The organism is Cupriavidus pauculus (assembly GCF_002858765.1).
Taxonomy (GTDB): domain Bacteria; phylum Pseudomonadota; class Gammaproteobacteria; order Burkholderiales; family Burkholderiaceae; genus Cupriavidus; species Cupriavidus pauculus_B.
The window spans coordinates 21,297-40,496 of the sequence record NZ_PJRP01000021.1; the positions used below are offsets into that span (position 1 = coordinate 21,297).

The window sequence follows — 19,200 nt, forward strand, 5'->3', positions numbered from 1 at the left end:
AAATGGACAAACGCCAACTGCTTGAGCTCATCCAGAGTCTTCCCGATGATCTTTCTGTGCAGCCACTTGAGCTCTCCGAGTGCAAACAGAGGGAGCATTCCTGGGAGGCACAGTGCCGCACTGGACTGTATGGCGGTGTCTATCAACGGAATGTCGACAACACCTTGACGCTCCGGCTTGACTTCAAGACCCGCGAAGAAGGTGAGTTTCGCCGCACCCACACAGACCCTGATGGCGGTTTCCGGAATCTTCGTCGCATAGCCTGAAATTCCTGTGGGGCTTGATAATTGCCTGAAGGTGTCTTATCCTTCGCCACAGATTACTGATTGCCCATCGCGGCGTTACCGGTTCAGACCGAGACATAGCATCCCTTAGGAGGGATGCGTGTCTCTGAACGGAACGCGATGGATCCTAAGCCCGCCCGGTTCGCCGCGCGGGCTTTTTCGTTTTCCCTTGTGGAGTTGCACATGAACATCCTCGCCTTCAAGTCGGATTTCCGGAAGCTGGTCGACGCATTCGCGCGTCTTGTGGTGGTTCTTGCGGCATCGTTCCGCAAGGCATTCGGCGGCATTTGCCGCTGGGTTTGGGAGCGCCTGCCGTCCGCGAACGCCCACCTGGCATTGCAGGGTCTGCCGCGGGTTTGTGGCCTGAATGCTTCCGAGACGTTCCGCCTGCGTGCGGCGAAGCGCGGCCGTCCGACCGTGACGGCGCGCTGGCGCATGTGCCCGTCCAGCTGATTTCTTCCCTGTTGTCTCCTCCCTGGTCTCTCGCCCGGGTTCGGGTACGGCGGGCCGCTACCTGCCGTACCCATTTCTTTTTCAGCCCCGCAGTGGCGCTCTGGGCATTGCCCCTGGTGCGATGCACATCATTGAGGTGCTAACCACATGTCCAGACAAGCCAAAACTGCGAAAACCTCATTGCTCGGCGTCACCGTCCTGATGCGTTCTGCCGTCTGGCTGAACGGTCAGCGTGCGGTGCCTGCCATCGTGACCGACATTGAGGAGCCGGATTTTGCTCCCGAGGAAGCAATCGCGGTGGTCACGGTGACCGCGTTCCCGCCCGCAGCGCCGTCGCGATTCATTCGCGAGGTGCCTGTGTTCGCCAAGGAGCCGGCACCGGAAGTCATGCCGGCCGCCTGGATCAGGCGGTAGCGTGCTCGAGATCAATCTGAGGTCGAACGTAAAGGCGTTCCAGCGTGACCTGGACGACTTCGCTCGGAAGCAAATGCCATTTGCGACGGCCCAAGCGCTCAATGCGGTGGCCCTGAAGGTCCAAGCTAACGCTGTCGCTGGCATGCAAAAGCGATTGGACAGGCCGACGCCGTTCACGCTTAAGTCCGTTGCCGTGAAGCGGGCCACGAAGTCGACGCAACAAGCGGTGGTCTTCGTCAAGGATATTGCGGCGCGCTACCTTGAACCCTATGAGCTCGGTGGCGTGAACAAGCTGGACGGTAGGGCGCTGATCAAGCCAGTGGCTCAGCGCCTTAACCAGTACGGCAACATTCCTCGCTCAACGGTGCGTCGCCTGGCGGCACGCAAGAACGTCTTCGTCGGTAAGGTAAAGACGAAGGAGGGAACGGTTGACGGGGTCTGGCAGAGGACAAAGGCGGTGCGCGGCAAGCGCGCCGGCATGAAGCTGATTGTGAAGTTCGAGGATGCGCACAAGACGCGCCCGGTCCTCGGGTATAGAGAGGGCGCGAAGAAGACGGTGGCGACCACGTTCGGGCCGGCGCTCAGTGCTGCCTACTCGAAGGCTGTCAGCACGGCGCGGCGGTGACGCTACACGGTCGGTGGCAGCATGACGCGACCAAGTTGTTTTTTTGCGGCAGCAACAGCTTTCTTCGCGCGAGCCAGGTCCTCTTCTGCGCCTGCAATGGCTTGTATTGCGGTTTGTAGTTTGGTGCCTGGCAGCAGACCGGCGAGTGTCACAGCGTAGTCTGCTCCACTGACGACCGCCGTAACGTCGCCGTCCAGTATTGCGGATCGATGCTTGCACGCTTGGCCTTGTTCGCCCGCTGCGCATGTACATGTGCCATAAAGTTCGCCGTCCCTGGCAACGAACTTCACTTGGTAGGGTGCTTCGGCGGAACCTTGAATCTCGAAGTTGAATTCCTGCATAGAAAGTCCTCTGAGCCAATGAGTGTTGGGGCGCTAGTTAGCTATCCATTCTGCCACGAGCTCAACAGGGGTCATCCTAGTCGGTTTGGGGGGTGCTACGGGTCCTTCCCCGGGGTTAATGCATCGCGGGCAATTGCGCACCGCGATCTCACCCCAGCTATGAAGTCTGAAAGGTGTTCGCACCTGTTCGCACTTGTATGACGACTGCCATTTCCATCCGCGAGTTTGCGCGCCGAGAGGGGTGCTCTGACACGCTGGTCCGGCGGGCCGTAAAGCAAGGCCGGCTAAGGCTTTCCGGGGATAACGGCCTCGATGCTTCGCTGGTCGGAACGGCTTGGCGCGAGTCCAATGCAAAGGGTGCGAACAGTGCGAACAAGGGTGCGAACACCTCTGCGAACAGTTCGCACCCTGTTCGCACCCCGGCGCCGGCGCAGATAGCTCCGCCGGTAGAGGTGCGCGACGACGAGTCGCCCGCCGATGCGGCGCGCAGGATCGTTGATTCTGACGTGGCGCTGCTGGACTATGCAGGCGCCTTGGAGAAGAAGGAAAACTATCTCGCGCTGCTCCGGCAGCTCGAGTACGAACAGAAGGCCGGCTCACTGGTCGAGCTGGATGTCGCGTCAGCAATCCTGTTTGAGGAGTTTCGGGCACAGCGTGATGCATGGCTGAACTGGCCTACCAGGGTAGGTCCGATTCTCGCCGCCGAGCTTGGCATCGAAGCCGATCGGGTAACGGAAGCTCTCACCGCGCATGTCCACAGTCAAATCGCCCAGCTCGGCGAGCCGGAAGCCAATTTCACGGGAGCAGAAGGCTGAGTGGCTGCGCGCGTCCGTCCACAAGGGCTGGACGCCTCCGCCGCGGATCAGCGTCCCGGACTGGGCTGACCGGTTCCGCAAGCTGGCAAAGGAGGCCGGCAGCACCTCGGGCAACTGGTCTACCTCAACTGTAGAGGTGGCGCGCGGCCCCATGCTGGCCGTCACGGAGCCTGGCGTGCACGTAATCACCACGATGGTGAGCACGCAGCTCCTGAAGACAGCGTTCCTTGAGAACGTCTTCGGCTACTTCGCCCACCTGGATCCGTGCCCGATCCTACTGCTGCAGCCGAAGGAGGCCGCGGCGGAGCAGTTCAGCAAGGAGCGCATCAGCCCCATGATCCGGGTCACGCCGGTGCTGCGTGATCTGGTTGGGACGAGCAAGACCCGGAATGCCGATGAGACGCTGTTGTTCAAGGCGTTCCCCGGCGGCTTTCTGGCGCTGGCCGGCGCCGGTAGCCCCGACAACCTGGCACGCCGCCCAGTTCGGGTGATCCTGGCCGACGAAGTGGACAAGTATCCGGTGACCCGTGAGGGTGAGCCGATCGCGTTGGCGGAGGAGCGGACCGCGACCTTTGGCGTCAACTGGTTGTCCGTGCGGGCATGTTCTCCCACGGTGGAGGACGAGAGCCGGATCGAGGCCAGCTATAAGGACTCAGATCAGAGGCGCGCCTCGGTCGCTTGTCCGCACTGCGGGCACAGGATGTTCCCCGACTTCTTCAAGCACGTCGACTGGGACAAGCGACGTGACGAAGGCGGGACGGTGCTTGAGCACCACCCGAAGACCGCCCGCATCGCCTGTGAGTCGTGCGGAGAGATTTGGTCGGAAGGCGATCGCTTGCGCGCCCTGCACACGGTTCGCTGGCACCAGACGCGCCCGTTCGAGTGCTGCGGAAGCAGGCATGTGCCTCTGGACGCATATGAGCGCGCCTGGCGGGGGCCGGAAGACGAACGGGATTCGCCAGTCGACGCGGCCCTGGCCCAAGTGTGGGACTGGTGGGCGAGTGATCGCTATGCCGTGTACCGCGCCAAATGCCCCGACTGCGGGACTTGGCGGGTGGACAACGAGCATGCAGGCTTCCAGGCCAGCAAGCTGTTCAGCCCGTGGCAAAAAGACAAGCCGTCCGACATGGCAGCCAAGTGGCTAGCGGCGCAAGGGGACGAGGATAGAAAGCAGACCTGGTGGAACACCCAGGCGGGCATGCCGTACCGTCCGAACGCCGGGAAGGCGCTACGGATGGAAGCGCTGCTGGCGCGCGGTGAGCGCTGGGGTGCAGAGGTTCCGGAGGGCGTGGCTGTTGTCACGGTGGGCATCGACACCCAGGACTATCGCTTCGAGATCGAAGTGGTGGGGTGGGGGCGGAACGAGGAAAGCTGGTCAATCGCCTACGAGATCATCGAAGGCGACATGGAGACGCCTGAGCCTTGGGACCGTCTTGACGCTTTCCTGAATCGGATCTGGTACCGCGCGGACGGTCGGCCCTTCGAGGTGATGGCCGCTTGCATCGACTCCGGTGGACACCACACGCAGAAGGTCTATGACTTCTCCAAGGCGCGCCTCGGTCGAAAGATCTGGGCAATCAAGGGGGAGTCGGCCGTAAGCGGCAAGCGTAATCCCGTGTGGCCGGTGAAGAAGCCGACGCGCAAGACGAAGGCTTCGTTCCGACCCGTGATCATCGGCGTGAATGCGGCGAAGGACACGATCAGGAACCGGCTGCACGTCGAAGAGCATGGCCCCGGCTTCATGCACTTCCCGGGTGACCGGGACATCGGTTACTTCGAGCAACTCACCTCCGAGCGATCGGTCGTGAAGGTCGTGAATGGCCAGAAGTTCCGGGTTTGGGAGTTGCCCTCCGGGCGCGCCAACGAAGCGCTGGATTGCCGTGTGTACGCGTATGCGGCCCTGTGTGGGTTGACCCACCTGGGGCTGAAGCTGAACCGCCGCGCCGATCTTGTTTCGGTGCCACTGGAGCAGGATTCGGAAACGGGCGTGTGGACGCCGGCCACTGACGTTGAGCCTGCGCCTGTCGTGCCGGTCCCTCATCCGGCAATCGTGGCGACGCCCGGGGAATCCAGGCCGCTGAAGAAGAAATTGACGAGTCGCCTCGCATAGGAACGCAATGGCTATTACCGACGGAATGAGCGTGCCGGACATGCAGGCGCGGCTGGCTGCGTTGCAGGCGGCCTACTTTGACCTGTCGGCCGGCGCGAAGATCGTCACGGCGACGTACAACCAGGGTGACGGCACGAAGTCCGTCACCTACAAGCCGACCGACCTCATGCAGATCTATCGCAGCATCCTGATGCTGCAGAAGGCTCTCGGCATCATTAACTGCTACCCGCACGCACGTCGCGTCCTGTTCTGATGGCATCCCTTATCGTCGATACAACGGGCAAGCCCTTCGGGGACTTGCCCGCCGGCGGTCGCGCGCGTGCCGATGCTGGATGGGGCGGCCCGGGTATTACCCAGCCTCCCTACTCGAGCCAGTTTCCATACGAAGCGTCGAACGTGCAGACGCAGGAGATGGGGCAGTGGTTTCCGATCATCCGTTCGCCGGACTCGGAAATCAACCAGTACCGCGACCGCATGGTCGCCCGCTCGCGGGACCTGTCCCGCAACGACGGTTGGGCGAATGGCGGCATTACGCGCATTCTGGACAACACCGTTGGTGCGCATCTTCGTTTGTCCGCTAATCCGGATTGGCGGTATCTGCGGCGCCTGGCGAAGGGCTTCGGGCCCGAGTGGGCGGACGAGTTCCGGTCGGCAGTGGAAGCGCTGTGGCGCGCGTACTCCGAAGATCTTGGGCACTGGAACGATGTCTCGTGTCAGCTTTCCATGTCGCAGCAGATGCGACTGGGTTTGCGGCACAAGCTCATTGACGGAGAAGATCTCTACGTCGCGCACTGGATGCCTGAGCGCATCGGCCGGGGTGCAGCGAAGTACGCGACAGCGTTCCTGCTGGTTGATCCGGACCGGCTGTCCAACCCGTATCAGATGGTGGACACCAAGAACCTGCGAGGCGGCGTGGAGATCGATGATGATGGCGTGCCCATCGCCTATCACATCCGCAAGGCGCATCAGAACGACTGGTACAACGCAGCCGAGTCGATGGTATGGGAGCGGGTCGAACGCCACGACCCGGATGGTTGGCGCCGGGTGATCCATGACTTTGAGCGCGATCGGGCCGGCCAGAACCGCGGCATCGGAATTTTCACGCCGGTGCTAGCACACGCGAAGATGCTCGCGCGCTACTACGGCGTTGAGCTGCAGGCCGCCACGGTGGCCACGATCTTCGGGACCTACGTCACCAGCCCCTTCGATCCGAAAATGATCGAAGCGGCAATGGACAGTGAAGGCGAGGAGCTCGGCTTCTACCAGGACTTGCGCGCGGATTGGTCCAAGGAGCGCCCGGCCATGCTCAACGGCGTCCGGATCCCCACGCTAGCACCCGGCGAATCGATCAACCAGGTACAGGCGGCACATCCGCACGACGGCTTCGCGGACTTCGCGCATGAAATGCTGCGATCCATTGCGGCTGCGTTGGGGGTGTCTGCCGAGCAGATCACCCAGGACTGGAGCAAGACGAACTACTCGAGCGCGCGTGCCGCCCTGCTGGAGAGCTGGAAAACGCTGAGCCGGCGTAATGCCGAATTCAAGATGGGTACCGCCACGCCCATCTATGCGACGTGGCTGCAGGAGGCGATTGAACGCGGCGACCTGGACGACGTGCTTCCCCGGGATGCGCCAGACTTTGTCGAGGCGGCGACTGCCTACTCTCGATGCGACTGGCTAGGCGTGGCACGGGGATGGGTGGATCCGGTCAAGGAGAAGCAGGGCGCAATCCTCGGCCTCGATGGTGGGTTGTCGACCCTCAAGCGCGAATGCGCGGAGCAGGGTCTTGACTACGAAGAAGTGATCCAACAGCGCGCGATCGAAGTCCGCATGTTCAAGGAGGCGGGTTTGCCCCCGCCGAAGTGGTTCGGCGACGGAGCGAATCCGGCGGCGACGCCTATTGAAGAACCTCAGGCTCAATGAACAACCTACCATTTCTCGCTCAGCGGCTCTTCAACACCCCGCTTGCCATCACGCCGTCCAAGGCGGAGATGGTCATGGCAGCGCTTGCGGACCGCTTCGGCATCACGAAGCTCTTCCGGGCCAGCGGCGACATGCTCGCGATGAGCGAGCTCGTGGGCGCTGAGGAAGAAGAGCCGGACTATCGACACTACGACGTAGTGCACGGCGTGGCCGTCATTCCGATCTCCGGGACGCTGGTGCACAAGTCTGGCTACATGCGCCCGACCTGCGGCATGACGGGCTACGACGGCATCCGTGCGAACCTCAGCATGGCCCTCGAGGACCAGTCGGTGCAGGCGATCATGCTTGACATCGATAGCGGTGGCGGGGAGGTGTCTGGCTGCTTTGACCTGGTCGATGCCATCTACGGCGCGCGAGGCCAAAAGCCGATCTGGTCAGTCCTTTCGGAAAGCGCGTACTCCGCTGCCTACGCCATTGCGAGCGCGGCAGACAAGGTCGTCGTGCCCCGCACTGGTGGAACTGGCTCCGTGGGTGTGATCTGCGCACATGTCGACTTCTCCAAGGCGCTGGCCAAGGATGGCATCGCCGTGACGATGATCCACTACGGGGCGCGAAAAGCCGACGGGAACGAGTTCAATCCGTTGTCCGAGGAAGCGCTGGCGCGCTACCAGGCAGATGTCGACAAGATGGGCGAATTGTTCGTGGCCACGGTGGCCAGGAACCGCAAGCTTTCCGTTGCCAAGGTGCGGGGCACCGAGGCGACAACGTTTCTCGGCGTCGATGGCGTCGAGATCGGCTTCGCTGACGCCGTTATGGCGCCCGACGAGGCTTTCCGTTCCCTGCTCGCCGAGCTGGGCTGACATACCCCACCCACGAGGTACCAATTATGAGTATTCGCACCCTTGCGGCGCGCGGGCTTTCGTTCGCCCATCTCGCCGGCTTTGGCAACCGTGCATCCCGCGCGGAAGACGACAAGCCGGAGGACGAAGACAAGCCGGGTGCGCGCGGCGCCGAAGACGATGACCAGGAGCCGCGCGACCGCGAAGATGGCGACGGCAACGGGTCGAAGGGCAAGAAGGGCAAGAAGGCCGAGGACGACAAGGACAAGGATCCGGACGCAGAGGACGACGAGCTCGATGAGGACGAGGACGACAAGAAGGCTCGTCGCGCCGAAGATGACGATGCTGACCCGGATGCCGAGGACGACGAAGAGGAGATGCGTGGAAAGAGCGCCGTCGCCCGTGCCCGTACCCGCGAGCAGGCGCGTTGCGCCGCCATCATGGGCTCGAAGGCTGCCGGCCGGAACGTCGAGTTGGCCGCAAACCTGGCCTTCAAGACTCGCATGACGCGGCAAGAGGCGCTGGCAATTCTGCGCAGCTCACCCGCTGCTTCGTCGGCTTCGCAAGATCGCTCGGCACGCAACCCCCGGCTTGGCGCCGGCGCGGAATCGCAGCGCAGCTCGTCGCAGGCGGCCGCGGCTGGCTGGGACCGCGCTTTCTCCAAGACGACTGGCAAGCGCCCGTAACCACCTGTCCTCAACTCTAAGGAACCCTCATGAGCTACGTATCTCGCGCTCCCCTGAACGAGGCCTGGCACCCGGGCGGCTTTCTCGTCTCCCAGCCGAATGGCCATCGCCACATCGATCGCGGCACCTTCACCGGTGCCGTGAAAGTGCAGCCCGGCACCGTGATGGGCAAGAAGACAGTCGGTACGACGGCGGTCGCGGCTGCACTCGGTACCAACACCGGTAATGGCACGTTCGGTGCGATCACCGTCGGTGCCGCCCAGGCCGGCGCCTACACCGTCGAGTTCGACGACGCCACGCACTACATCGTGGCAGATCCGACCGGGAAGCAGGTTGGCCACGGCACCACCGGCGTTGCCTACAACGCAGGCGGCCTGGGCTTCACCATCACGGCCGGCGGTACTGCGTTCGCCCCTGGTGACAGCTTCACGGTCACGGTCGCCGCCGGCACCGGCCTGTGGGTGCCCTGCACCAAGACCGCAACGGATGGCTCGCAGATCGCGGCCGGCATTTCCTTCGGGCTGGTCGATGCCACCCTGAATGACACGCCGGGCGCCGTGGTCGTGCGCGACTGCGAGGTGAACACGTCGGAACTGGTGTGGGACGCATCGATGGATGCTCCAGCCAAGACGGCGGCGCTCGCCCAGCTCCTCGCGCTGAAGATCATCGGTCGCTGACCCTCTCTCGTACGAACCCGACAGGCCGCCTTCGAGGCGGCTTTTTCAATTGAAGGAGCCGTTCAATGGCATCGCTTGACATTTTCAACCAGGACCCGTTCTCGACCGTCAGCCTGACCGCAGCGGTCGACAAGTACCCGTACCAGCCGCAGGCGCTGGGCGAGCTGGGTATCTTCGATGACGATCCCATTCGTACCACTGCTTTGGTCGTCGAGCAGCGCCAGGGCCAGCTCGTCGTTATCCCGCTGAGCGAGCGCGGCGAAGAAGGTACCCAACGTCAGACCGAGAAGCGTCAGGCCCGCTACTTCGACGTTCCGCGACTGCGCCACTCGGACACCATCTACGCGAACGAACTGCAGAACATCCGCGCGTTCGGTACGGAGTCCGAGCTGATGCAGGTGCAGGATGAAGTCGCGCGCCGGCTTGCTGGTCCGACGGGTCTGCTGAAGAACATCGAGTTCACGTGGGAATTCCAGCGCCTGGCCGCCGTGCAAGGCCTGTTCACGGACGCCGATGGTTCGGTCCGCTACGACTGGTTCCAGGAGTTCGGCATCACGAAGCCGGGCGAGCAACCCTTCGACCTGGCAACCGGTACGGCCAATTCCCTGCGCCCGCTGTGCAACCAGATCACCCGCGCAATGGCCCGCAAGGCTCAGGGCGCGTTCACCCCATCGACGAAGGTTTTCGCACTGTGCGGGGACGCGTTTTACGACCTGTTTGTGAATCACCCGGACGTCATCCGGACGTTCGTGAACTGGAGCGATGCTCAGGAAATCCGTGGTGGTAACGCCGGCGGTGCGTTCCAGGCATTCGAGTTCGGTGGCATCCGCTGGCTCAACTACCGTGGCTCGGACGACAATTCGACGATCAAGATCGCCGATGACAAGGTGAAGTTCTTCCCGGTCGGCGCTCCGGGGGTCTTCCGTCGCGCACTGGCCCCGGGCGAGTCCTTCCAGTGGGTCAACACGCCGGGTAAGCCGGTGTACGTCGTGCCGATCATGGACCGCGACCGCAACGAGTGGTGGAAGATGGAAGTGTCGAGCTACCCGCTCCACATTTGCACCCGCCCCGAAGTGCTCTTCAGCGGTCGCGCGGGTTCGTAAATGTCCGTCGACTGGAACTCGGTGGTCCTCGGGCCGCTGATGGGCGTGTTCGCTGAACCGGTGGAATTTCGGCCGGTCGGTGGTGGCACGCCCATCAACATCTCCGGCGTGTTCGACCGCGCCTATACGCGGGATGTTGCGCTGGAAGACGGCTCGATTGGCGTGACGACCGAAAGTCCCACGCTTGGCGTGCGGCTATCCGACTTCCCGAGTCCTCCGAAGCAAAACGACCGGTTCTTTATCCCCAGCGCTGGCGTCACCTTCATCGTTCGCGAAGTTCGCGTGGACGGGCACGGTGGCGCCAGATGTCTGTTGAACAAGGTGGCGACATGACGACGACCGCGGAACTCGCCGACTTGGCTGTGGAGGCGTTGGCGGGGAAAACCGAAGCCGGCACCAATGTGTTCGCGCCGCGCGACTGGCCAACCTGGTCAGGCGAATACCCCGTTCTGCTGCTCCACGCACCGAGCGAGGAGGGCGCTTCGTTGGGGCGGAACGCACCGCAGTTCGACGTCACTGCGACGCTCCAGATCACTGGCCGGATGCAGGTTCCGGCACAGGATTCGGACACCGCAGCGTCGGTGCTGCAAGTCAAGCTTGAAGCGATGCGGGAGCAGATCAAGAGAGCCTTGATCAACAGCCCGCAGCTCATGTCGCGTCTTCAGCAGTTCCCGTTCTTAAGGTCGAAGATCGTGACAGACCCCAGCGGCGAGGAGCATCTGGGCGAGCTGGCTATGGAGATCGGTATGGAGTTTTACCAGGGGCCGGAGGACTTCTATCCGGTGGTCGGAGATGAGGTCGAGCAGGTGAATCTGCACCTGGATGCGACAAACGTCTACGACCCCTCTGGGACTTATGCCGACCCGCCTTTCCCGCAGGAGGTTGTCCCAGCGCCGCGGGAGTCCGGGCCAGATGGTCGGGACGAAGGCACCCTGCAGATCAACCTTTCCGACTAGGTATCCATCATGAAAGTCAAGCCAGCCGAAGGCCTGAAAGTTCGAGACCCGGTGACCCGGCAGTTCATCGACGACAACTACGAAATCGATCCGACCGACTTCTACTGGAACCGCCGCCTGCGCGACGGTGACGTGATCGAAGTCGGCGCCGCGCCGAAAGGCAAGGCGAACGCGGCCACCGAGGGAGCCAAAGAATGACCATCCCGTTCAAGACCATTCCGCAAAACCTCCGTGCGCCGCTGTTCTACGCGGAGCTCGACAACACCAAGGCGAACAGCGGCTCCGGCACGCAACGCGCTCTTGTCATCGGTCAGGTGACCTCCGGCGGCACCGCGGTCCCGAACACACCGCAGATCTCTCAGGGCCCCACCGAGGCAAAGACCGTCGGTGGCCCGGGATCCATGCTGGCGCTTATGACCGCGGCCTATCGAGCTGGCGATCCGTTTGGCGAGGTATGGTATCTGCCTCTGGCCGACGGCCAGAGCAGCGTGGCTGCAACGGGTTCGGTCGCCTTCACGGCAGTGGCAACTGCGACCGGCGTGATGTTCCTGTACATCGCGGGCGTTCTGGTCACCATGACCGTGTCGGCGACGCAAACGCAGGCTCAGCTGGCTACCGCACTGGTTGCCGCAATCAATGCGAACACCGATCTGCCGGTGACGGCGGCGGTGGATGGTACGACCACCAGCAAAGTGAACGTGACGGCCAAGAACAAAGGTCTGGCCGGTAACGACATCGACCTGCAGCTGAACTACCGCGGCGCTGCGAGTGGTGAGGCAACGCCGCCGGGCCTTGCCGTGACCATTACTCAGATGTCGGGTGGCCTGGTGAACCCTGACCTGACCACCGCGCTGGCCAACCTGCTGGACAAGGAATTCGACTTCATCGCATTCCCCTACACCGACACAGCGTCGCTCGATGCGATGAAGTCGTTCCTGAGCAGCACGACGGGCCGGTGGAGCTGGAGCAAGCAGCTCTACGGTGGCGCGTACGGCGCCAAGCGCGGCACGCTGGGCGAACTGACCACGTTCGGCACGGCGCGCAACGACGAACACATGTCGATCATGGGCTTCAGCGGCTCGCCAACTCCCAGCTGGATCTGGGCGGCGAACATTGCCGCCGTCGTCGCGGTTTCTGCGCGCGCGGATGCTGCGCTGCCTCTGCAGACGCTGGCGCTTACCGCAGTGCTCGCGCCGCCGCTCACTTCGCGCTTCGCGCTGACGGACCGCAATGTCCTGCTGTGGGACGGCGTTTCGACGTTCACGGTTGCCGCCGACGGTACGGTGCAGATCGAAAACCTGATCACCACCTACCAGGTCAACTCGTTCGGCCAGCCGGACGACAGCTATCTGCAGGTCGAAACACTGCTCACGATCCAGTTCGTGCTGCGCGAGCTCAAGGCCGACATCACGAGCAAGTACTCGCGCGTGAAGCTGGCCGATAACGGCACGCGCTTCGCGCCCGGGTCGGCAATCGTGACGCCGAATACGATCCGCGGCAGTCAGATCGCCAAGTACCAGGATCTGGAGTATCGCGGCTACGTGCAGAAGAGCGACGTCTTCGCCAAGTCGATCATCGTCGAGAAAAATCGGCAGAACCCGAATCGGGTGGACGTGCTCTATCCCGCGACGCTGATTAACCAGCTCCGCATCTTCGCGCTGCTGTTCCAGTTCAGCAACCAGTAACCCGATTAGCAGGGACGCCGGGGCCGCCTGAGGGCGGCCCCTGGCATTTCAGGAGCCCTTTGAAATGGCTGACAACACCAATCGCCTGGCCGGGACCGCAAATCTGTCCGTCGACGGCAAAAGCTACATGCTCGTCGCGGACTTTGAATACAACCCGTCCAAGAAGACCCGGGAGACGCTTTCCGGTATGGACGACGTTCATGGGTACAGCGAGAAGCCGCGGCCCGGATCGATCTCGGCCACCATCCGCGACTCTGGCGGGCTCACGGTGGCGGATCTCAATGACATGACGAACGTCACCATCGTTGCGGAACTGGCCAATGGCAAGACGATCATCGGCCGGAATATGTGGACCATCGAAGACCAGACCGCTAAGGCCGCAGACGCGACCATCGAAGTCAAGTGGGAAGGTCTGAGCGTCACGGAGAACTGAGCATGACAACGAATCAAACCGCAGGCCATCCGGAAGAACTGGCACTTACCCTGCGCAAACCGGTGGTGATCGGTAAGGGGGAAGACGCCCTCACGTACGACAAGCTGACCCTGCGCGAGCCGACCGCCGGCGAGCTGGAAAAGGCTACCACCAGCACGACGAGCGACATCGGTATGAGCATCACGCTGATTTCGCTCGTAGCCGGCGTGCCCCGCGGCGTCGCCGAGAAGATCGGCCAGCGTGACCTGAAGGAGGCGAACGAGTACCTCGCGGGTTTTACCGAGGATGGTCCGGAGCCTGGACCGACGGCGTAGCCGAGGTCACTGAGTTCTACCACTGGGGTCCGAATGAAGCGTGGTCCCTCCCACTTACCCGGCTGCGCTGGTGGAATGACCAGATGAAGCGGATCCAAAAGGCAAGGGCAGAAGGCTGATGGCCAATACCTTCAAGATCACCATTGCGGCCGTTGACAAGGCGACCGCCACGGTTCGCCGGGTCAATCAGTCCATGGCGAGGCTCACCAGCCCTGTCCGTGACCTGAAGCAGTCGCTTGGCGGATTGGGGCGGGAACTGGGCCTTAACAAGGTGAGCCAGTCGCTCGGTTCCGTCGCCAAGTCTGCGCGCGGCGCGGTGTCTGGCGTGACGGCACTGGTGCCGCCGCTGGGTGCCATTACCGGTGCGGCCACTATTGCCGGCATCGCGGCGCTTGCCAACAACTGGGGAAAGTTGGGCGCAGAGATCGACCGGACTTCGTCGATCCTTGGGGTCTCGACGAAGGAACTGCAGCAATACCAGGCGGCCGCCAAACTGGCCGGCCTGTCGGCCGAAGACATGAATGGCAGCCTGAAGTCGTTGGGTGACACCCTGGAGGACGCGGCCTACAACCGCAACTCCCAGGCGCTGATCCTGATGAACCAGCTGGGGATTTCGCTGACCCGGACAAAGACCGGCGCGGTTGACGCCACGCGCGCACTTCGCCAAGTGGCGGAAGCTATCGCACGGCAGGGCGGCAATGTCCAGGCGCAGCGGCTCATCGCCCGCACCTTTGGGGTCGAGCAACTCCTGCCGATGCTGCAAAAGGGTGCCGCCGGGATCGAGCAGTATGTCGCCCAGGCGCGCGCGCTGGGGTCGGTGATGGGCGACGACCAGATCCAGGCGGCCAAGGATTATGCCCAGAACGTCGCTAAGCTGGATCTGGCGATCGATGGTCTGAAGGCCTCGATCGGCAATGCCTTGATCCCAGTTCTGTCGCCGCTGCTCGCTCAGCTGTCCGAGTGGGTGACCAAGAATCGTGACCTGATCGCCACCAAGGTCGGGGAGTTCGTCAAGGGCATTGCCGACTGGGTGAAGTCCGTCGATTGGGGGAAGGTGGCGCGCGGTATCGGCAGCTTTGTCGACGCGCTGGGTGGCGTGAAAGGTGTGGCCATTGCCCTTGCCGCCATTACTTTCGCTGGCCCGATTGCCGGGGTGATCTCGCTGATCGGGCAGGTGACCAAGCTGGCAGCGCTGCTGGCGCCATTGGCGGCGAACCCGGTCGTCCTGGGCATTCTCGGTATCACGTATAGCAAGGGGTTGAACCAGGGAGAGGATGCGGAACTGGCGCGTCGTAATGGCATGGCCCCTACGATCGACGTGGGGCCAGTCCCCGGTGTCCCGAGCGGTAGTGGTGGCACAACGGATCCCCTCGCATTCTTCCAGAACCGCGGCTGGAGCAGAGATCAGGCGGCGGGCATTGTCGCCAACCTTCAGCGTGAAAGCGAGCTCAACCCGGGTGCGGTGGGCGACGGCGGCAACGCATACGGTGTCGCCCAGTGGCATCCCGACCGGCAACGCAACTTCAAGAGCTGGTCCGGCAAGGACATTCGCTCGTCGACGCTCGATGAGCAGCTGGCGTTCGTCCACCACGAACTGACCGCAGGGCTTGAACGTGCCGCCGGCGATCGGCTGAAGCAGGCGAAGTCCGCTGGAGAGGCGGGTGACATCGTGTCGCGGTATTACGAGCGCCCAAAGGACGCGGACGGCGAGGCATCCAGGCGCGCCATTGCTGCAAACCAGCTGTCCGGTGGCGCGCCGATGGCGCCCGTCTACGCCTCAGGCGGTGCGGCGGCGCGGCCGCAAGCCGGTGCATCGGCGGCGCCGGCCGGTGGCGCAGTCGGCGGCAAGGTCTTGGTTGAAGTCGTGCTCGCCGGGGCCACGCAAGGCGTACGCGCCAACGTTCGTTCGAGCGGTAACGTCGAGGCGACGACGCGAGTCCGGACTTCGATGCCGACTGAAGGGGTTTCATAGTCATGGGGCAGGCAAAGATTCTGAATGCGGTCGGGAGCATCGGGGGCGTTGCTTCTGCCGCGTCCGCTCTTGCTGGTGCACTGGGTGGCGACCTTCCGGGCGATTGGCAGTCGTCTCTGCGACAGGCGTCGTACCGCGGCGTGCCATTCGGCGTCCTGGCCGGCGAGGTGACGTTTGGCCGCAAGAATGCTGTGCACCGGTACCCGAAGCGGGACGGGGTATGGGTAGAGGACATGGGCCGTGAGGCCCGGCTCTACCACCTGACCGCCTTCCTGGTCGAGAACAGCGCCGTCTATGGCGGGGGCGGGGTGGTCGGTCAGCGCGATCGGCTGATCCGGGCGTTTGAGACGGCCGGCGACGGCGAACTCGTGCACCCAACCTTGGGCCGAGTGAAAGTCTCTGCGCTTGAGGGGCATTCCCTGGAGCGCTGGGATACGGGGCGCTATTTCGAGCTCACGCTAGTTTTCATCGAAGCGGGGGAGCGGCGATTCCCGACGAACGGAACGTCGACGGGAGACGCACTATCCGCCGTGGCTGACTCGCTGAACGCCGCGTCCGTGCTGTCCTTCGCAAAGCAGATCCTGAGCGCCGTGAAGCTCGGTGCCGCAGTCGTCCAGCAGGCCGTGTCTACAGCACTGGGGTGGTATGTCGCGGCGGTGGGGCTTGTCCATGACGTAAAGCGATTCTTCGGCGCCGTGTCGACACTTGCCGGCAACTTCGGCCGCCTCTTTGGGGGCGGCAACTCCGGCTACTCAGCCGCCGCCAAGAAAGTGAAACAGTCGACGACGGTCGGCGACCTGATTCGGAACGATGCCGCCGCGCGGACGGCTGTCACTCAGGCCGGCGTTGCTCTGGTGGCCGCCGCCGGCCACGTCAGCGACACAGCGACGTTCGGGGCTAAGGCTCAGGGACTTGCCGCTGCGCTTGCCGCGTCTGCCGTGGATCCGGATGACCGTATCCGGCTGCTGCTCAGCCTCGGGTCGTATCAGCCGGACAGCGCAAACACGTCGTCGGCGATCGGCGTTGCTATGGCGACGATGCAGAGTGCCTGCGCTGATCTGTTCCGCCGATGCGCGGTGAGTCAACTGATCCTCGCCGTGGGGGCGTTTCAGCCCCGATCGGCGGATGAGGCGTCGGGCATGGCAGCCATGGTGTCTGACGTGCTGGCCGCCGAAGCGCTGCGCGCGGGCGACCAGGGCGAGGACGATGTTTATCTGCAGCTCATGGCTGCGAACAAGGCTGTTGTCGCGGATCTCAAGGCGCGGGGCGGCAACCTGGCGGCTGTGGCGGACTTCGGTTTTTCCGACAACCTGCCGGCGTTGATGCTGGCGCAGCGCATGTATCGGGATCCGTCCCGAAGCGATGACCTGATTGTGCAGGCGGATGCCGTACACCCAGCGTTTATGCCGACAAAGTTCAAGGCCTTGGCCTCCTGACGCATGGCTGATGAGAATTCGGTAAATGAGGTGCTGCTGGTCATTGGCGACCAGCAGCGGGAGATCTCGGGCTGGAACAACGTTCGCATTACGCGTGGCATTGAGCGCCTGCCGTCCGACTTCAGTCTCACTCTGACGGAGAAGTACCCGGGTGTGGCAGATGTCGTGGTCAACGCCGGAGACCCGTTCCAGCTCTTCCTGGGCACCGACGTGGTCATGACTGGCTATCTCGACACGCTCTCCGACGGATTCGACGCGCAGTCTCATACGGTGGCCGCAGCGGGGCGCAGCAAGTGCTCGGATCTGGTGGACTGCGCCGCCGAGTGGCCCGGCATGCAGATCGTGAACAGCGACCTGGCGCAAATCGCAACGCAACTTGTGGTTCCGTACAAGGGGCTTGGGGTCCAGTGTGACCTCACAGACCTGCCTAAGGTGCAGCAGCTCAACATCCTGCTCGGCGAAACACCCTGGTCGATTATCGAAAGGGTTGCGCGGTACAGCGCGGCGCTGGCCTATGACAACGCGGCGGGGGATTTGGTCCTTGCGCGCGTGGGAACGGTAGAAGCGGCGGGTGGGTTCGAGGAAGGCGTCAATGTCGAGTCGGCCGGGACGGTGTTCTCGATGCTCGACCGATTTTCTGAATACATGGCGGTCCAGCAGGCGCTGGACATGCTGTCGGATCTGTCCGGTGGCAGTCTGAACGTGATCACGAAGGTGACGGACGGCGGTGTCGCGCGGCGCCGACAGCGCGTCATCATCGCCGAGAACCTGAGCGCGAGCGGGCTGGCCATTACTGAGCAGCGCGCCGTCTGGGAAATGAACCGCCGAATCGCGCGTGGCGCGGCAGTGCGGGTCACCACCGATAGCTGGCGGGACGCGGCGGGGAAGCTATGGGAGCCCAATACCCTGGTCCCCGTTCATCTCCCAACGCTCAAGGTTTGGCGCGAGAAGCTGTTGGTCGGTGAAGTGACCTATCGCCTTGACGACGAGGGAGAGCACGCCGATATGCTGCTCATGCCGCCGGACGCCTTCGCGCCGCAGCCATTCTTGCTGCAGCCGCAGTTTGCCGATGTGGTGGGGACTGACGTGCGGGGAATTCAATGACTGCAGGTGTTCTGGAGGCGCTGGCCCAGCGGGTTCGGATGATGATCGGCCGGGGCAGGGTGCGCACAGGCAGCGATGGGGCTGGCGTGCAGATGCTGCAGGTCCAGCTCGCCAGCGTGGAGACCGGAGACAACCGGCCGCGCATGGCCGAGTTTGGCTTTTCTTCGATGCCTCCGGCCGACACGGATGCCGTGGTGGTTTTCCTGACGGGGGACCGCTCCGCCGGCGTAGTGGTGGCCACGAACCACCAGGCGTCACGGCCGCGCGGGCTTAAGCCTGGCGAGACCATCGTCTACAGCCAAGACGGGAAGAGCGTGTATTTCAGCGACGCGGGGATTGTTGTGGACGCCAAGGGGCAGTCCGTGACAGTCCAGAACGCATCTGTTGCCACGATCGAGGCGACGACCAAGATCGTGGCGGATACCCCGCTGCTCCAGTGCACGGGTGACATTCAGGACAACTGCGAAACGAACAGTCGGACCATGAAGGAAATGCGGGACGTCTACAACTCCCACGACCATGCGGTGAGAAACGTCCAGCCAGGCGGCAGCACGGTAACCACTGACCATCCGAATCAGACCGAATGAGTGACATCACCACACTTTGGACGGTCGAGCGCTCCCAGGGGGATTGGCAGCTCTCTGGGCCCGATCTCTTGTCCGGGAACGACCTTTCGACAGCCGTGCTGCTGTCCGCCTTTACCGACCGCACGGCGAATCCCGATGACGCGATTCCTGATGGCACCGGCGACCCGCGCGGGTGGTGGGGCGATCAGGGTGAGACGGTCCCGATCGGGTCGCGTCTGTGGCTGCTCGACCGCGCAAAGCAGAACGACGACACGCTGACGCGAGCGCACGACTACCTGACCGAATGTCTGCAATGGCTTATCGACGATGGCGTAGCAGCTCGGGTGGATGTGCTGGTTGAGTGGACTCGCACGAGCATGCTGGGCGCGAACATCATCGTCCGGCGGACGGACGGCACAACCGAGTCGGTGGCCTTCTCATGGGCTTGGAACGGAATTTCTTGA

24 protein-coding genes are annotated in these 19,200 nt (G+C 63.2%); 23 read left to right on the forward strand and 1 reads right to left on the reverse strand.

All coding sequences use genetic code 11. The features are described from left to right. Window positions 1-2: 2 nt before the first annotated feature. The 4 genes from CYJ10_RS33950 (at window position 3) to CYJ10_RS29380 (ending at window position 1,776) form a co-directional block, all read left to right on the forward strand. Window positions 3-266 (forward strand): hypothetical protein, encoded by a 264-nt coding sequence (locus CYJ10_RS33950; protein WP_146002144.1) that lies wholly within the window; start codon window positions 3-5, stop codon window positions 264-266. A gap of 201 nt (window positions 267-467) precedes the next feature. Then, window positions 468-737 carry a hypothetical protein gene (locus tag CYJ10_RS29370; protein ID WP_101684964.1) on the forward strand — a complete coding sequence of 90 codons (270 nt, stop codon included), beginning with the start codon at window positions 468-470 and terminating at the stop codon, window positions 735-737. A 147-nt stretch (window positions 738-884) separates the two neighbouring features. Continuing rightward, window positions 885-1,151 (forward strand): hypothetical protein, encoded by a 267-nt coding sequence (locus CYJ10_RS29375; RefSeq protein WP_101684965.1) that lies wholly within the window; start codon window positions 885-887, stop codon window positions 1,149-1,151. A 1-nt stretch (window position 1,152) separates the two neighbouring features. Continuing rightward, window positions 1,153-1,776, forward strand: a complete 624-nt coding sequence (locus CYJ10_RS29380; RefSeq protein ID WP_101684966.1) for a hypothetical protein — start codon at window positions 1,153-1,155, stop codon at window positions 1,774-1,776. Between the two features lie 2 nt (window positions 1,777-1,778). Here the strand turns inward: CYJ10_RS29380 and CYJ10_RS33955 are convergent, their stop codons facing one another. Beyond that, window positions 1,779-2,117 (reverse strand): hypothetical protein, encoded by a 339-nt coding sequence (locus tag CYJ10_RS33955; RefSeq protein ID WP_146002145.1) that lies wholly within the window; start codon window positions 2,115-2,117, stop codon window positions 1,779-1,781. 197 nt (window positions 2,118-2,314) lie between these two features. Here CYJ10_RS33955 and CYJ10_RS29385 point away from each other — a divergent pair, with 197 nt between their 5' ends. The 19 genes from CYJ10_RS29385 to CYJ10_RS29475 all read left to right on the forward strand — a co-directional run bounded on the left by CYJ10_RS29385 (window position 2,315) and on the right by CYJ10_RS29475 (window position 19,200). Beyond that, on the forward strand, window positions 2,315-2,932 hold the full coding sequence (locus CYJ10_RS29385) for a hypothetical protein (protein WP_101684967.1): 618 nt from the start codon (window positions 2,315-2,317) through the stop codon (window positions 2,930-2,932). Next, entirely contained in the window at window positions 2,868-5,042 is a 2,175-nt protein-coding gene (locus tag CYJ10_RS29390; protein WP_101684968.1) for a phage terminase large subunit family protein, read from the forward strand. The genes CYJ10_RS29385 and CYJ10_RS29390 overlap by 65 nt, the downstream gene beginning before the upstream one ends. 7 nt (window positions 5,043-5,049) lie before the next feature. After that, window positions 5,050-5,295, forward strand: a complete 246-nt coding sequence (gene gpW, locus CYJ10_RS29395; RefSeq protein WP_101684969.1) for a gpW family head-tail joining protein — start codon at window positions 5,050-5,052, stop codon at window positions 5,293-5,295. Beyond that, the gene (locus tag CYJ10_RS29400) at window positions 5,295-6,965 is read left to right on the forward strand and encodes a phage portal protein (protein WP_101684970.1); all 1,671 of its coding nucleotides are present in this window, start codon (window positions 5,295-5,297) and stop codon (window positions 6,963-6,965) included. Before gpW ends, CYJ10_RS29400 begins: the two co-directional genes overlap by 1 nt. Then, on the forward strand, window positions 6,962-7,825 hold the full coding sequence (locus CYJ10_RS29405; RefSeq protein WP_101684971.1) for a S49 family peptidase: 864 nt from the start codon (window positions 6,962-6,964) through the stop codon (window positions 7,823-7,825). Before CYJ10_RS29400 ends, CYJ10_RS29405 begins: the two co-directional genes overlap by 4 nt. 26 nt (window positions 7,826-7,851) lie before the next feature. Beyond that, window positions 7,852-8,490 carry a DNA primase gene (locus CYJ10_RS29410; RefSeq protein ID WP_101684972.1) on the forward strand — a complete coding sequence of 213 codons (639 nt, stop codon included), beginning with the start codon at window positions 7,852-7,854 and terminating at the stop codon, window positions 8,488-8,490. Window positions 8,491-8,519: 29 nt separating this feature from the next. Next, on the forward strand, window positions 8,520-9,167 hold the full coding sequence (locus CYJ10_RS29415; protein WP_101684973.1) for a head decoration protein: 648 nt from the start codon (window positions 8,520-8,522) through the stop codon (window positions 9,165-9,167). Window positions 9,168-9,232: 65 nt separating this feature from the next. Continuing rightward, window positions 9,233-10,270, forward strand: a complete 1,038-nt coding sequence (locus tag CYJ10_RS29420; protein WP_101684974.1) for a major capsid protein — start codon at window positions 9,233-9,235, stop codon at window positions 10,268-10,270. Next, window positions 10,271-10,603 (forward strand): head-tail joining protein, encoded by a 333-nt coding sequence (locus CYJ10_RS29425; protein WP_101684975.1) that lies wholly within the window; start codon window positions 10,271-10,273, stop codon window positions 10,601-10,603. It abuts the gene before it with no gap. Beyond that, complete coding sequence (locus tag CYJ10_RS29430) at window positions 10,576-11,226, forward strand: ABC transporter permease (protein ID WP_219621549.1); 651 nt, start codon at window positions 10,576-10,578, stop codon at window positions 11,224-11,226. The genes CYJ10_RS29425 and CYJ10_RS29430 overlap by 28 nt, the downstream gene beginning before the upstream one ends. Before the next feature lie 9 nt (window positions 11,227-11,235). Continuing rightward, window positions 11,236-11,424, forward strand: a complete 189-nt coding sequence (locus tag CYJ10_RS29435) for a DUF2635 domain-containing protein (RefSeq protein WP_101684977.1) — start codon at window positions 11,236-11,238, stop codon at window positions 11,422-11,424. After that, window positions 11,421-12,911: a phage tail sheath subtilisin-like domain-containing protein gene (locus tag CYJ10_RS29440; protein WP_101684978.1), complete on the forward strand. Its 1,491-nt coding sequence runs from the start codon at window positions 11,421-11,423 to the stop codon at window positions 12,909-12,911. Before CYJ10_RS29435 ends, CYJ10_RS29440 begins: the two co-directional genes overlap by 4 nt. Before the next feature lie 64 nt (window positions 12,912-12,975). Beyond that, complete coding sequence (locus CYJ10_RS29445; RefSeq protein WP_101684979.1) at window positions 12,976-13,344, forward strand: phage tail tube protein; 369 nt, start codon at window positions 12,976-12,978, stop codon at window positions 13,342-13,344. Between the two features lie 2 nt (window positions 13,345-13,346). Next, the gene (locus CYJ10_RS29450; RefSeq protein ID WP_101684980.1) at window positions 13,347-13,658 is read left to right on the forward strand and encodes a phage tail assembly protein; all 312 of its coding nucleotides are present in this window, start codon (window positions 13,347-13,349) and stop codon (window positions 13,656-13,658) included. 118 nt (window positions 13,659-13,776) lie between these two features. Beyond that, window positions 13,777-15,630, forward strand: coding sequence for a phage tail tip lysozyme (locus tag CYJ10_RS29455; protein WP_101684981.1), 1,854 nt, complete (start codon window positions 13,777-13,779; stop codon window positions 15,628-15,630). Between the two features lie 2 nt (window positions 15,631-15,632). Continuing rightward, the gene (locus CYJ10_RS29460; protein WP_101684982.1) at window positions 15,633-17,066 is read left to right on the forward strand and encodes a DNA circularization protein; all 1,434 of its coding nucleotides are present in this window, start codon (window positions 15,633-15,635) and stop codon (window positions 17,064-17,066) included. 3 nt (window positions 17,067-17,069) lie between these two features. Then, window positions 17,070-18,170: a phage baseplate assembly protein gene (locus CYJ10_RS29465; protein WP_101684983.1), complete on the forward strand. Its 1,101-nt coding sequence runs from the start codon at window positions 17,070-17,072 to the stop codon at window positions 18,168-18,170. Beyond that, window positions 18,167-18,757: a phage baseplate assembly protein V gene (locus tag CYJ10_RS29470; protein ID WP_101684984.1), complete on the forward strand. Its 591-nt coding sequence runs from the start codon at window positions 18,167-18,169 to the stop codon at window positions 18,755-18,757. The genes CYJ10_RS29465 and CYJ10_RS29470 overlap by 4 nt, the downstream gene beginning before the upstream one ends. Then, window positions 18,754-19,200, forward strand: coding sequence for a phage GP46 family protein (locus CYJ10_RS29475; RefSeq protein WP_101684985.1), 447 nt, complete (start codon window positions 18,754-18,756; stop codon window positions 19,198-19,200). The genes CYJ10_RS29470 and CYJ10_RS29475 overlap by 4 nt, the downstream gene beginning before the upstream one ends.